Raw genomic sequence first — 13873 nt, forward strand, 5'->3', positions numbered from 1 at the left:
GTGGCAGCCGCGCAGAGGCTGAGCAAGCAGCCATACGGGCGCTACCCGGATTAATTCGCCGAGCTAGGCTGCCTCGGATCAGCAGGCGCAAGAATCATAGTCTGCCCCTCAACTCGCCAAGAGCCAAGGCGCGAGAGCACATTCATCCCGATCACATTGGTATCGCCCAGCGTCGGCGCGATTACCGCATCAATCCCGCTTGCATCGACATTTCCGAAACTGAGGTTTTCAATTGACGTGATTTCTGCATTCACTGCACCATTGGCGGTTTGAATACGCACGGGAATGCCGCCCCGGCGCGGCTCCAGCCCCGCACGATCTGCGAGCCCTTGCGACACCGCTGTCAGGGTGGCCCCAGTGTCGACCAGAAAATTCGCCTCAACGCCGTTCACATTAGCGCGCAGCCAGAAGTGCCCATCCGCTGAGAGTGGCACGCGCGTTTCGCCGCCCTCAACTACTTGTTCTGGCAAGCCGATTTGCGGCACCGCGACGTCGAGGCGCGGGTCAAAGCGCGACAATTGCAGAACGACCGTGATGAGAATTCCAGCCAAAAACAGTGTACTAACCGTGCTGATGAAGCGCCCGCCAGCGACTTTGCGCCGCGCCATGGAAGCGCCGATCCAACCCAGCACCAGCGCCATAACCGCAGCGACCAGCAATTCAAATCGCGGAATCGCGCGCACTATGTCGGCGGCGGCAGAGAAGGCAGGCTCTATGTCCACATCACTCATATAGGGCATCACGCCTTACACTTCCATGAGTGTTAGGACCGAGTGGCTAGGCCGAGGTGATCTGCGCCGCGACCGATTGACCCGATAGCCATGCCCCCTCTACATTTGGCCCAATCAGCCAATCACCAGCAACGCCAAGACGCGTCTGCGCATCCCACAAGGATGCGGGCGTTTTGCCCGGCTGCGGCGTTGAATAGCGCCAACGATGCGCGGTCAGATGGACGGTTTCGCAAGGGGTAATGCCCGTTTCGGCGAAAAATGCCTCGACCAGCATCGTGCCTACCTCTTCTGGCGAAAGCTCCAGATGTTCGCGTGACCATCGCTCGCCGCCATGTATCACCCAGGTCTCACGCCCTTCCCGCCCCGGCTTCGACGAATTGCGCGAGGCCCATGCAACAGCATCTCTCCCCCGCGTCACATCGCTGAGCTCCAAAGTCTCAGAAAAAACCGCCATAGCTGCCCAGCACGGATCGGAATCGACCGCGCCTGCAAAACGAGCAAAATCAGGCGCAGCATCGGTAAGCAGCACCGCCGCCTGCTCAACCGGGATAGCGCAAACGACGACATCGCAGGTGTGGTCGAGACCTTCGCCGGATAGATGCCACTTATTATCCAGGCGCCGGATCACCTCAACGCGCTGTGCCCAGCGTACATCGCTTGTTGCCGCCATAGCTTTAAGCGGGGCGTTCATGCTCGGCGTGCCAACAAATGCGTGCGCGCCAGCGGCCTCCCATATGTCAGCCACGCCAGCCCTTTGCCAACTGTCCACCTGCGCAACAAAAGCAGAGTTAGAGGCGCTAAAAAATTGCGTGCCGTGGTCAAAGTGGAGCGTCTCACCCTCGACCTCCGCGCGCCGCGTCGCCATGCGTCCGCCCGGCCCGCGCCCCTTGTCAAATAGGACAGGCTCTATACCAGCCCCGCGCAGTTTCTGCGCACACGAAAGACCCGCCATTCCGGCACCGATAATTGCCACGCGCATGAGTTAGGGCGCCTTTCTTGGTTCAGTTGCCTCAGCAAGCAGAAGAGAGAAACGCTTACCGCTATCAAGCCAGCGTTTCTGCGGGGTCCAACCGCCAGCCTCAAGCAATAGCTTTGAACTGCGACGGGTAAATTTGTGACTATTTTCCGTATGGATAGTCTCACCAGAGCGCATCGAAAACTCTTGACCAGCGACACTGAAAGCAATTGCCTCATTCGCCTCTAGATGCATTTCTATGCGCGCAAAATCATCATTCCAGCGGGCAATATGGCGCAGCTTCTCGGTCGGAATATCGCCATCAAGCTCGCGGTTGATCCGCCGGGCCAGATTGAGATTGAATTCGGCCGTCACCCCGGCAGCATCATCATAGGCCGCCTCGAGAATGTCGCGGCCCTTCACCAGATCCATACCGATCAGTAATTGCGCACCCTCGCCTAATGTTTCTCGCATAGAACGCAGCAAATCCACCGCCGTGCGCGGGACCATATTGCCTATGGTCGAGCCTGGGAAAAAGCCGAGCTTTGGCGTTGCGGCGACCTCTGCCGGCAGATCGACAGTGCGCATAAAGTCCGCCTCCACCGGATAAACCGGCAGACCGGGAAATTTCGCCGCCAAATCCTGAGCGGCCTCGCGCAGAAAATCACCCGAAATATCGAGCGGCACATAGGCACCGGGCGCAATTGCCTTGAGCAGCAGCGGCGTCTTTACCGAGCTGCCCGATCCAAACTCTACCACGGCACATCCCGGCGCAATTTTCGTAGCAAACTCTTTGCCGCGATCCGTCAGTATTTCGGTCTCAGCGCGGGTGGGATAATATTCCGGGATCTGCGTGATATCCTCAAACAGATCTGATCCCACATCATCATAAAGCCAGCGCGCTGGGATCGCCTTTTGCCGCGCAGCGAGGCCATCCAAAACGTCGGCGCGAAACGCCCGGTCAACGCCATTCTCGTCGAGATCGACCAGTGCGATCCCTTCTTGCTCTGCCATTAAAGGTCCTTTGCCAGTCTCAGCCCGGTGAACTGCCAGCGTTGATGGGGGTAGAAGAAATTGCGATAAGAAGCGCGCGAATGGCCGCGGACCGTGGCGCAACTCGCACCTTTCAAGACGCATTGGCCGCTCATAAATTTGCCATTGTATTCGCCCACCGCACCCGAAGGCGGCGCAAATCGCGGATATGGCAAATAAGCGGAGCGGGTGAACTGCCAGCAGTCACCGAACAGGCTTGTGCCGCCGCGCGGCATAGGCGCGGACGCGGTATCCAACTGGTTCCCTTTCGCTGGATCATGCGCTTGCAAATCGCCCTCTTGCCCGCGCGCGATCGCTTCCCACTCAAATTCCGTGGGTAGCCGGCGGCCTGCCCAGCTCGCAAAGGCCTCCGCTTCATAGTAAGAGATGTGCGTCACCGGCGCATTCGGGTCACGCGGTTGCCAGCCGGCGTGCGTAAATTGCTCGGGGTCATCCTGATTGTCCCGCCAATAAAGTGGCGCGGTGATGTGGTTCTCTTTGACCCATGCCCAGCCGTCGGAAAGCCACAGGGTTGCCGTCTTGTAGCCGTCATCGGCAATAAATGCGTCCCATTCCGCATTAGTGACTAGCCGATTTGCCAGCGCAAAAGGTTCGAGTAGAACGCGGTGGGAAGGCCCTTCATTGTCGAAGGCAAAGCCTGAGTCCTGATGTCCAATCTTCGCGACACCGCCGGGGTGCGAATGCCAGCCGATATCCTTAGCTGGCTCTGCGGGTTCAGGCAGTAGTTCCCACATCGCTGGCCCAAGCGGATTCTGAAACAGCGCATGCTTGATATCGGTCAGAAGCAATTCCTGATGCTGCTGCTCATGCGCTATGCCCAGCGCGATCAGATCGGCATGACTTGGATCATCAAGCAGCCCTTCCATCGTCGCATTTACATGCGCCCGATACGCCAAAATCTCATCCAGCGATGGCCGCGACAACATGCCCCGCGCAAAGCGATTTATCCGCTCGCCTTCGGCCTCATAATAAGAGTTAAAGCAAAACGGCCAATCAGCATCGAACAGTTGGTAGTCCGCCGCATGTTCACGCAGCAGGAACGTTTCCCAAAACCAGGTAGTATGCGCCAAATGCCATTTTGCAGGCGAGGCATCTTCCATCGATTGGATCGTCGCATCGGCATCGCTTAGCGGTGCTGCGAGCGCTTCGCTCAATACGCGCGTCGCGCGGAACTGATCGGGCAACCCGGTTTCGGGTTGAGAAGCAGGTCTGGATTGGCTCTGGGGCAATGCCTGCCCTCGTCGTCTGCGGCTGCCAGAATGCGTACAACCACCTAAAGCTATGACGCCTAACGCACGCCAATTAAAGGGGGGTCACCCAAAAAAGATGCGGGCGCCAATTCGCGCGAAGTTTGCGTCCCTTAACCGCGCCCGGTTACGCGGCGTCCGCGCGCCGCACTGTCGCCTCTTCATTGAGCATTTCAGCAAGGCCAAACGCCAGTTCCAACGATTGCGCCGCATTGAGCCGCGGGTCGCAATGCGTATGATACCGGTCGCCCAGCGCCTCATCAGTAATCGCAACTGCGCCGCCGACACACTCGGTTACGTCTTGACCAGTCATTTCAACATGGACCCCGCCCGGATGTGTGCCCTCGGCGCGGTGAACATCAAAGAAGCCCTTAACCTCAGTCAGGATCCGGTCGAATGGCCGTGTCTTATATCCGCTATCGGATTTCACGACATTGCCGTGCATCGGGTCGCAGCTCCACACCACGGGATGCCCCTCGCGTTTCGCGGCACGGACCAGAGCTGGTAGGCCTTCTGTGACCTTGTCGTGCCCAAAGCGGCTGATCAGTGTGATGCGGCCTGCCTCGCGAGCGGGGTTGAGCGTATCGAGCAGCTTGAGCAGCGCATCAGGCTCCAGCGAGGGGCCGCATTTCATGCCCAGCGGATTGCCGATGCCCCGCGCAAACTCAATATGCGCGCTGCCTTCAAAGCGAGTGCGGTCACCAATCCAGACCATATGCGCGCTGGTGTCATACCAGTCGCCGGTCAGCGAATCTTGCCGCGTCATAGCTTGCTCATACGGGAGCAACAGCGCCTCATGACTGGTGTAGAAGCTAGTGCCCTGCAATTGCGGGATAGTCGCGGGGTCAATTCCGCAAGCCTCCATGAAATCGAGCGATTCGCCGATCCGGTCGGCCATCACGCTGAACTTTTCCGCCCAAGGTGAGCGGCCCATAAAATCAAGCGTCCATTGATGGACTTGGCGCAGGTTCGCATAACCACCGCCCGCAAAGGCGCGCAGCAGATTGAGCGTTGCCGCAGCCTGCGAATATGCGCGAACCATGCGCTGCGGATCATTCACGCGCTGAACCGGATCAAACTCAATGCCGTTTATGTTGTCGCCAAGATAGCTTGGCAGGGTCACATTCCCTTGTGTCTCGGTTGGCGAGGAGCGCGGCTTGGCAAATTGCCCCGCCATCCGGCCAACCTTCACCACAGGGTGTTTGCTGGCGAAGGTCATAACCACCGCCATTTGCAGGATCACGCGGAAGGTATCGCGAATATTATTCGGGTGAAATTCGGCAAAGCTCTCTGCGCAATCGCCGCCTTGAAGCAGGAAGGAGCGCCCCTCCGCAACTTCAGCCAGATCAGCCTTCAGTGCGCGCGCTTCCCCGGCAAAGACCAGTGGTGGATAAGACGCCAGCGTCGTTTCAGCGGAGGTCAATGCCTGCGCGTCTTCATAGACGGGCAAATGCCGCGCTTCGAAATTCTTCCAGCTATCCGGCGACCAATTCTGGGCCATATTTCACCTATCGTTGATTTGCCGCCACGCGGCATTTGTATTCCTTGCACCCGATAGCAAACCAGCGATCAGAGCAAGGACAATTCTACTTGTCCGCGCGCAAGCCCCATTTCTGGACTGTCAGTTACCGGCCCGAAACCGCCCCTTCGGGAATAGTCGTCGCTAGTTGCTGCCCCTCAGGGATCACCGCCAAACGGAAACCATCGCGCGATCCGAAATAGCGCTTCGCCAGCATTTGCATGATTTCCGGCGTCGTGCGCGAGTAATCGCTGAGCAATGGGCGCAGATATGTGATCAGACGCGCGTCAGTCGTGGCGCCCTCAAGTTGGAACAGCCAGAACAAATTACCGGTTGAAGCCCGGCTGATATATTGCCGCAATGGCTCTGTGACCCGCTCCAGCTCATCAGCGGAAGGCGGATTGGCGACGAGGTCATCAGCAATCCGATCTGCTTCCTGGAAGAAAATCGGCACATCGCCCGGCTGTAATTGAGCAAAGGCTGTAATTCGCCCGCCCGACGGCGCGTCACTGGGCCATTCAGAGCGAACCACAGGCGCATAGCTAGCACCGGCCCGCTCACGCATCGCATCAAGCAGTCGGTTGTTGAAAAGCTGCACCAAGATTTCGAGCTGACGCGATTCGCGCAGAGATGCGACGCCAGAACCGCTTGGCCATGCCATAACCGCAGCGGCCTGATTGGCATCACCGCGATGGCGCAATATTTCAGTTTCGCTGCTCGCAGGAAAACGCGTCATCCGGCCAGCAACCGCCTCGTCCAAGGCATCACGCGGCGGCAATGCGCCAAAGGTCTTCGCAAGCGCGGCAAGCCCCTCTTCCCTGTCAAAATCGCCGAAGATATGCACTTCGATTGGGCCTTGCGCCAGCAGCGGCTCCCACACTTCGCGGAAACCTTCTGGTGTTGTCTCGGCCAGCGCGGCTAGATCAGGCGTTGCGAACCGTGCATCGCCATCGCGCAGGAACAGCTCCAGATCACGATTAAGAACGCCAGCTGGACTGGTCGAAAAGCTCTCATATGCAAGGCGCGCAGCGGCCTTTGCCCGCTCAACCGGTGCCGTATCCCAGCGAGGCATGGCAAGCTTTGCCGCGAAGAGATAAAGCTGATCAGCCAGATCTTCAGGCCGGGTTTGCGCAAAGAAGGTGAATGCCCCCTCGGTGATGCCGAAGTTAAAGCCCATCTTGCGGCCCGTTGAAATCCGGTCGAGCTCTTCCTGCCCCAATTCGCCAACACCCGAGCTCACCAGCGCAGTTTTACCAAGAGCCATGTAAGGCCCTTGGTCCGCTTCAAAGGCGCGGTAACCGCCACCAAAGCGCACTTTGACCGCCACACGTCCGGGCTCGGCAGTGTTCGACCAGATGATCGCTTTCACACCGTTAGAAAGCTGTACTTGCTCGATATCGAGCACGCCAATCGGCTCGGCCTTTTCGACTTCACCTGCTCTGCCAATGGCCGGCAATTCCTCAAAGGAAATAGGCTCGCTAGCAAGACGCGCATTGGGGTCGACAGCGGCCTTTTCTAGAAGAGCGGTCTGCAGACCGCTAGCGCTCGCCTCTCCTTCTGCGGGCGTCACATAGGAGGCCCGAATAACTGAGCCTTTGAAGAGCGCCCGGGTGTGCTCAAGGATCTGCTCAGGGGTGATGGTATCCTTCATGCCGTTAAAAACCATCAGAACCGTTTCCGGCGATGCGACAGCCTCGCGAATATCAACCGCTTGGACGATATCGTCTGCAAGACGCGAGCCGGGCATTACCGCACGCTCAGCAACCGAGCTGGTAAAGACCTGCTCGAACTCAGCGATTTCGCGCGCGATTTCCTCATCGCTTGGCGGTGTAGCCAGAGCATCGGCAATCACGCCGCGCACGTCGGCCAAAGCGGTTTGCCAATCCTCGCTGAGCGGCGCGAAAGACACAAATGTCGCATCAGTCGATCTACTCACATCGTCTTGCTGAACCTGAGCATAGAGATAGCTGCCGCCAGCGCGGGCCTTCGCTTCCAAACGGCGATTAATCAGCGCCTGCGCCAATGCATCGCGTAGCAGGCCCTGATTATAGGCAATCGTGTCCTGAACCGGGCGCCAAGGCCGCATCACAGCAAAGGTGAATGAGCGCGGCAGATCGCGTTCGACCACCACAACCGTCTCGCCAACCGGGTTCTCCGGATCAGCCCCGGTTGGAGCAGCCGGGTCGCCAAAGTCAGGTGCGGGGGTCAGTTCGCCCCGTCCACGCCAATCGCCAAAATATTTCTCGACCAGAGCCGCAAGCTGCTCCGGGTCGGCATCTCCAGCGACCGAAATCACCGTGTTTTCAGGACGATACCACCGGCGGTGAAATGCCTTTACCTTGCTGGCCCGCGCGCCTTGCAACGTCTCAATCGTGCCAATCGGGCTGCGCGTGGATAGCCGCTGACCCGCAAACAAAGTCTGCCGTGTAGCATCGCCGCTCCGCTGAGCTGCTCCGCCCCGCTCGCGTTTCTCCGCCATTACAATCGGCACTTCGGCCTCAAGATTGCGGCGATTAATTACCGGCTCACGGATCATGCCGGACAGCAGCTTGAAGCTCTCTTCCAGCTTCGCATCGTCAATATTGGGCAGGTCCAGCTTGTAGGCGGTGTGCGTCGGGCTGGTCTCAGCATTGGTGTCGCTGCCAAAGGTCGCGCCCAGCCGCTGCCAAGTTGGGATCGCCTCGCCCGGCCCGAGATATTTGCTTTCACGGAACAGCAAATGTTCGAGCAAATGCGCAAAGCCGCGCTCTTCATCACGCTCATGCAATGAGCCCGCATCAATCCGGACGCGGATCGACACCTGATCAGGCGGCACGCCATTGCGCCGCACCGCATAACGCAGCCCGTTTTCCATCGCGCCGAACAACCATTCCTTATCGCGCGGGACATCGCTGCCCTCGTAAATCCACGGCGTTTCATCGCCCGTTTGCAGCGCAGTCGGTGCAGGCAGGGCCGCATCTTGCGCAAGCGCCGTTGAGGGCGAAAGCAGCAATGCTGGGAGAATCAGAGCGAGGCTACGCAAAGAGCGCGGGAATGAAGTCATAGGGGCACGTATAAAGGGCAAAGGCGTGAAGGGATAGTGAACGGTTTTTGCCTGTCGCAAACGATCTGTTTGTTTCTCTTGTGAGGATGCTGATCGATACCTAAGTAACACTGTATGTTTATCGAGACAGAAACCACCCCGAACCCGTCCAGCCTGAAATTCCTGCCGGGCCAGCAAGTCATGCCCAGCGGCACGCGCGAATTTGCGACGCCAGAAGCAGCAGAGGCTAGCCCGCTTGCTCAGGCTGTGTTCGACACAGGAGAGGTCGTGAACGTCTTCTTCGGCGGTGATTTCGTCACCGTAACGGCGGCGCCGGGAGTCAATTGGAGCGAGCTGAAACCGCAAGTAGTCTCCATTCTGCTCGATCATTTTATCAGCGAAGCGCCGCTGTTTGCCGGCGGCGATGCGACTGGAATTGCAGTTCCTGCTGAAGGAACAGAGCTCTTAGTGGATGAAAATCCGGCTGACGAAGATGTCGTCGCGCAGATCAATGAACTGCTGGAGACGCGCATTCGCCCAGCGGTCGCTGGCGATGGCGGCGATATCGCCTATCGCGGGTTCAAAGACGGCGTTGTCTATCTGACTATGCAGGGCGCCTGTTCCGGCTGCCCATCGTCCACCGCAACGCTCAAGCACGGAATTGAGGGCTTGCTGAAGCACTATGTGCCCGAAGTCGTCGAAGTTCGCGCAGCGTAACTCTGAGCCAGCAGGACTTCCATGACTACGCAATTCCATGACACCGTCTTGTCGGACGCCGCGCTCGACCAAATATTTAACGAAGCGCGCACCTATAATGGTTGGCTCGATAAGCCTGTCTCAGCGCTGCAGATTGAACGCATTTACGACCTGATGAAAATGGCGCCAACCTCCGCCAATATGCAGCCTGGCCGGTTCGTCTGGGTCACCTCGGATGAGGCGAAAGCAAAGCTCAAGAGCTGCGTGATGGAAGGAAATGCAGATAAGGTCGCCGCTGCGCCTGTCACGGTTCTAATCGCGCATGACATAGATTTTCACGAACAATTGCCGTGGCTATTCCCGCATACCGACGCGAAAAGCTGGTTCGAGGGCGACGAGGCAGGGCGCACAGAAGGCGCTTTCCGCAATGCGGCGCTTCAAGGCGCATATCTAATGCTGGCAGCCCGCTCGATCGGGCTTGATTGCGGACCGATGTCGGGTTTCGATGCAGCAGCGCTCGAGAAGGCTTTTTTTGCGGATTCCCCGCGCTATAAGATCAACTTCATCTGTTCAATCGGCTATGGCGACCCGGCAAGTATATTTGAGCGCAGCCCGCGCCCCGAGTTTGGTCGCTTTAACCTGGTCGTCTGAAATCATTTGAAATATAGCCGCTTGCGAGACACCGCCGGCTAAGGCTACGCGGTCCGTATGCGAACACTAGCTATCGATTGCGCCACGGAGGCATGCACAGCCGCGCTTTTCGATAGCGATTGCGAAATGCTGGATTGGCGCCACGATCTGATTGGACGCGGCCACGCTGAACGGCTTGTGCCGATGGTCAGTGAATTGCCAGAAAAGGGCCGTGCTGAGCGTATTCTGGTTGGGCTTGGTCCCGGCAGCTTTACTGGAACAAGAATTGGCCTCGCTGCCGCGCGCGCACTTGGCATTGCCTGGGGCGCGCAGGTACTCGGCATCCCTACCCTTGCATTGGTCGCGGCGGGCGGCGCAAAACACGGAATCAATGATGCCGTGCTCGTTGTCATGAAGGGCGGCCACGGAGAACTATTCGTTCAGCCCTATTCGCGCGACTTGGAACCAGAGGCCGACTTTATTTCGGCCACGCCCGATAAGGCTGCTGAGATTTTCGAGCACCAACAGGTCTTAGGCAATGGCGCAGAACAATTTGTCCAAGCGCGCGGGCATGGTGAATTGACCGAGCACCTTCCCGATGCGCGTAATGCTTTGTGTGTTCCTGCTGCGCTCCATATCGAGCATCTAGCACCGATTTACGGCCGCGCCCCAGATGCGAAGCTGCCGCAATGATGCAGCGAGACAATATTGACCGCGCGATGGCGATTATGGAAACCGCCTTTGACCCGCAATGGGGCGAGGCATGGAACAGGCGCCAGCTTGAAGCGTCTTTGGCAGTACCAGGCACGCATCTTTTATTGGCCAACCAAGCCGGCGGTATTGCAGAACTCGATGAGGAAGCAGTTGGCTTCACACTCTCGCGTAGCGTCGCAGGCGAAGAAGAGCTGCTCTTGATTGCCGTTGTCCCAGAATATCGGAACCGAGGTATTGGATCATCAATACTCAGTTTGTTTCTTAAGCAAGCAACATCACGTGGCATAGGCGTAATATTCTTGGAGATGCGCGCCAACAACACAGCGAAGAGCCTCTACAAAAAATATGGGTTTGTACCAATTGGCCGACGCAAGGATTATTATAAGACTGCTGAAGGTAGCCGATTGGATGCGATTACGTTCTCTCTCACAATCTGACACAGTATGGCACAGCCTATACTTGTTTGCACAAGCTTCACATCGAACCCCTTGCAAATAATGTCGCTGTGATACAATGGGAGGTGGCTGGGTCGCAACCAACGCCAAAAACAAAAATGCCCTTAATGAGGTTTGCCATGGATAATTTTGAAACAGATATGTCTGAGGCGTTGATAACGCTCACGTCGGACATCGTTGCTGCACATGTTAGTAATAACAGCGTAACTGTAGATGATGTGCCTGCGCTTATCACCAATGTTTATTCAGCCTTATCCTCGCTGGATATTGGCACAACTGAAGAAGCGCCGCCACCAGAGCCGGCTGTTTCAATTCGCGCGTCAATCAAGCCCGACTATATTGTCTGCCTCGAAGACGGCAAGAAGCTGAAAATGCTCAAGCGCTATTTGCGCACCAATTACGATATGACGCCTGAGCAATATCGCGAGCGCTGGAACCTTCCGGCTGACTATCCGATGGTAGCGCCAAATTATGCAGAAACACGCCGCAAACTGGCCAAGGAAATTGGCCTTGGCCGCAAGCCTGGCCAAAAGCGCGGCCGCCGTAAGAAGAGCTAATAGGGTATCACCCTCATTTGCGAACTTGAGAAGGACGTGCGCGGCACCTATAGCTGAGCGCGTCCTTTCAGTTAACGGAGCGTTTTTTGCAGCAGCGGATCGATCTTGAACAACTTTGTGCAGACAAAGGCCTTAGAATTACCGAGCAGCGGCGCGTCATCGCGAAAGTCTTGTCAGACAGCGATGATCACCCTGACGTCGAACTGTTGCATGAGCGCGCGAGCAAAGTTGATCCGAAGATTTCAATCGCGACGGTATACCGCACCGTGCGGCTATTTGAAGAAGCTGGCATTCTTGATCGCCACGACTTCGGCGATGGGCGAGCGCGCTATGAGGCCGCCCCCGAGGCCCATCACGATCATCTGATCGACGTCGAAACAGGTAAAGTTGTCGAGTTTGTCGATCCAGAACTGGAAGCCTTACAAAAAGTCATCGCAGAAAAGCTCGGCTACCGCCTAGTCGATCACAGGATGGAGCTTTATGGGGTCCGCCTCGACCGCGAAGGCTGAACGCAAAAGCGCACTACGCATTGCCGCAATGCATGGTGAAAGCACGCCAATCACATTTGGTGGGCAAGTCAGATATGGTTTGCGGGCGCTGGCAATGGCGACATTGCTGCTTCTCCTTGTGCCGCTTCATTACCTTTATCGCATTTTCGCTTACGGCTCGCCCTTCCCCAAGTACTTCCTCAAATATGCTGCGTGGATAAGCGGCGCGCGCGTAACCGTCATCGGGACACCTTTGCGACGCGACGTGTTCTTTGTCGCCAACCATGTCTCATGGATTGATATTCTTGCACTGGCTGGTGCGAGCGGGACCGCCTTCGTTGCAAAACACGAGCTTTCCCAGGTCCCAGTCATAGCGTGGCTTTGCCGCCTTAACCGAACGGTCTTTGTGAAGCGCGAAAACCGCCTTGGTGTTGCGGCACAGATCAACGCCTTGCGCGAAGCGCTCAACGACAATTGGTCCGTCACCATCTTTCCGGAAGGGACCACTACGGATGGCCAATCGCTCTTGCCATTTAAAACCAGCATGCTCAGCGTGCTCGAACCGCCGCCGCCCGGCGTTCTCGTTCAGCCGGTTCTGCTGGATTATGGCGAAGTGGCTGAGGAGTTGGGCTGGATTGGCGAGGAAAGCGGCCCGAACAATGCCAAACGCGTGCTGTCTCGCGCGGGCTCATTTCCGCTAAAAATCACTTATTTGGAGCCATTTAGCCCTGAAGACTTCCGCGGACGCAAGGCGATTGGCGCCAAAGCGCGAGCCGAGATCGAGGAGGTCTTGCTAGAGAGCCTTGGCAAGCCCTTACGCGATTTCAGGCACACCGTGCCGCCGATCCGCTATGAAGCGCCCGATGACGACATCACACCCATCGAATAGCGCGCCCGCTTAGTGCGAAACTGCTAAAGCGCGGCGCGAACCAACCAGTCGTGAAATAGCCGCACAGGACGCTCTTCAAGCGCCGTCGGCTTGCATACAAACCAGTAGCTATAGGGGCTCTCAACCTCGACCCCATAAAGATTGGTCAGCCGGGCATCTTCATCGCGCCGCAAATGGTCGTCATGCATGATCGCGATGCCAAGCCCCTGCGCGGCAGCCTCAAGCATCAATTGCCCGGAATCGTAGTGATCAATCGCAGCCGGGTCCAAATCCTGCATCGAGAGCGCGGCTTTCCAAGCTTGAAAGCTCTCAGGCAACTCATTGTGAATGAGGAAAGTTTGCTTGGCGAGTAGCTCTTCATCCGGCTCCTTGCCTAGCTTGTCTGCAAGAGCCTTGCTGGCAATCGCGTGCACATTATTGTGGTCAAGCCGGATTGCGTGCAGCCCGCTGGCGGGGCCGCGCGACAGGATGATTGCTGCATCCAGCGTGTCGCCCACCCGATCTTCAAGGTGCGGGCCGGTATCAATGTCGATATGAAGCAGTGGGTGGCGCGTTCGCAGCTCACCCAGTCGCGGGAACAAGCGCTTGCTGCCAAACATGGGCAGCACACCGAGCCTCAAGCGCAGCAGTGAGAGATTGTCAGACTGGCTCTCAACCGCGCGCGCCAGAGCCTCAAGATGCGGGTTCACCGCCTCATAAAAAGCCTGCCCCTCATCGGTGAGTTGCATCGCTTGACGCGCGCGCGTGAACAATTTCTTGCCAACAAAGGTCTCAAGGTTGCCAATACGACGCGACAAAGCCGATGGGCTCAGTCCCAGCTCATCTGACGCAGCGCGTGCAGACCCCAAACGCACAGTACGAACGAACGCTTCTAAAGCCCGTAATGGCGGAAGACGGCGGGTGGCCATAGATAATCC

14 protein-coding genes are annotated in these 13873 nt (G+C 57.5%); 7 read left to right on the forward strand and 7 right to left on the reverse strand.

The genetic code is table 11. The features are described from left to right. Window positions 1-50 precede the first annotated feature (50 nt). From ACFCXQ_RS12745 to ACFCXQ_RS12770, 6 genes are all read right to left on the reverse strand, one after another. Window positions 51-731, reverse strand: coding sequence for a retropepsin-like aspartic protease family protein (locus tag ACFCXQ_RS12745; RefSeq protein WP_379551147.1), 681 nt, complete (start codon window positions 729-731; stop codon window positions 51-53). 46 nt (window positions 732-777) lie between these two features. Continuing rightward, window positions 778-1710 carry an NAD(P)/FAD-dependent oxidoreductase gene (locus ACFCXQ_RS12750; RefSeq protein ID WP_379551149.1) on the reverse strand — a complete coding sequence of 311 codons (933 nt, stop codon included), beginning with the start codon at window positions 1708-1710 and terminating at the stop codon, window positions 778-780. A 3-nt stretch (window positions 1711-1713) separates the two neighbouring features. Then, on the reverse strand, window positions 1714-2700 hold the full coding sequence (egtD, locus tag ACFCXQ_RS12755; RefSeq protein WP_379551150.1) for an L-histidine N(alpha)-methyltransferase: 987 nt from the start codon (window positions 2698-2700) through the stop codon (window positions 1714-1716). Next, window positions 2700-3968 carry an ergothioneine biosynthesis protein EgtB gene (gene egtB, locus ACFCXQ_RS12760; RefSeq protein ID WP_379551152.1) on the reverse strand — a complete coding sequence of 423 codons (1269 nt, stop codon included), beginning with the start codon at window positions 3966-3968 and terminating at the stop codon, window positions 2700-2702. Before egtB ends, egtD begins: the two co-directional genes overlap by 1 nt. 145 nt (window positions 3969-4113) lie before the next feature. Beyond that, complete coding sequence (locus ACFCXQ_RS12765; protein ID WP_379551154.1) at window positions 4114-5487, reverse strand: class II 3-deoxy-7-phosphoheptulonate synthase; 1374 nt, start codon at window positions 5485-5487, stop codon at window positions 4114-4116. 124 nt (window positions 5488-5611) lie between these two features. Then, a complete protein-coding gene (locus ACFCXQ_RS12770; protein ID WP_379551156.1) occupies window positions 5612-8548 on the reverse strand; it encodes a M16 family metallopeptidase in 2937 nt (978 codons plus the stop codon). A 114-nt stretch (window positions 8549-8662) separates the two neighbouring features. On the opposite strand from ACFCXQ_RS12770, the gene ACFCXQ_RS12775 reads away from it, so the two are divergent. From ACFCXQ_RS12775 to ACFCXQ_RS12805, 7 genes are all read left to right on the forward strand, one after another. Then, window positions 8663-9244 (forward strand): NifU family protein, encoded by a 582-nt coding sequence (locus ACFCXQ_RS12775; RefSeq protein ID WP_379551158.1) that lies wholly within the window; start codon window positions 8663-8665, stop codon window positions 9242-9244. A 21-nt stretch (window positions 9245-9265) separates the two neighbouring features. Beyond that, entirely contained in the window at window positions 9266-9874 is a 609-nt protein-coding gene (locus tag ACFCXQ_RS12780; RefSeq protein ID WP_379551160.1) for a malonic semialdehyde reductase, read from the forward strand. Between the two features lie 57 nt (window positions 9875-9931). Continuing rightward, window positions 9932-10546 carry a tRNA (adenosine(37)-N6)-threonylcarbamoyltransferase complex dimerization subunit type 1 TsaB gene (gene tsaB, locus ACFCXQ_RS12785; protein WP_379551162.1) on the forward strand — a complete coding sequence of 205 codons (615 nt, stop codon included), beginning with the start codon at window positions 9932-9934 and terminating at the stop codon, window positions 10544-10546. Continuing rightward, entirely contained in the window at window positions 10543-11004 is a 462-nt protein-coding gene (locus ACFCXQ_RS12790; RefSeq protein ID WP_379551164.1) for a GNAT family N-acetyltransferase, read from the forward strand. Before tsaB ends, ACFCXQ_RS12790 begins: the two co-directional genes overlap by 4 nt. 137 nt (window positions 11005-11141) lie before the next feature. Next, on the forward strand, window positions 11142-11579 hold the full coding sequence (locus tag ACFCXQ_RS12795) for a MucR family transcriptional regulator (protein WP_379551166.1): 438 nt from the start codon (window positions 11142-11144) through the stop codon (window positions 11577-11579). Between the two features lie 86 nt (window positions 11580-11665). Beyond that, window positions 11666-12088 carry a Fur family transcriptional regulator gene (locus ACFCXQ_RS12800; RefSeq protein WP_379551168.1) on the forward strand — a complete coding sequence of 141 codons (423 nt, stop codon included), beginning with the start codon at window positions 11666-11668 and terminating at the stop codon, window positions 12086-12088. Further along, entirely contained in the window at window positions 12060-12956 is an 897-nt protein-coding gene (locus tag ACFCXQ_RS12805) for a lysophospholipid acyltransferase family protein (RefSeq protein WP_379551170.1), read from the forward strand. Before ACFCXQ_RS12800 ends, ACFCXQ_RS12805 begins: the two co-directional genes overlap by 29 nt. A 23-nt stretch (window positions 12957-12979) precedes the next feature. On the opposite strand, the gene ACFCXQ_RS12810 is transcribed toward ACFCXQ_RS12805, so the two are convergent. Continuing rightward, the gene (locus ACFCXQ_RS12810; protein WP_379551172.1) at window positions 12980-13864 is read right to left on the reverse strand and encodes a LysR substrate-binding domain-containing protein; all 885 of its coding nucleotides are present in this window, start codon (window positions 13862-13864) and stop codon (window positions 12980-12982) included. Window positions 13865-13873 lie beyond the last annotated feature (9 nt).

The sequence above is a fragment of the Qipengyuania rhodophyticola genome (assembly GCF_042493225.1).
In the GTDB taxonomy this organism is placed as follows: Bacteria; Pseudomonadota; Alphaproteobacteria; order Sphingomonadales; family Sphingomonadaceae; genus Erythrobacter.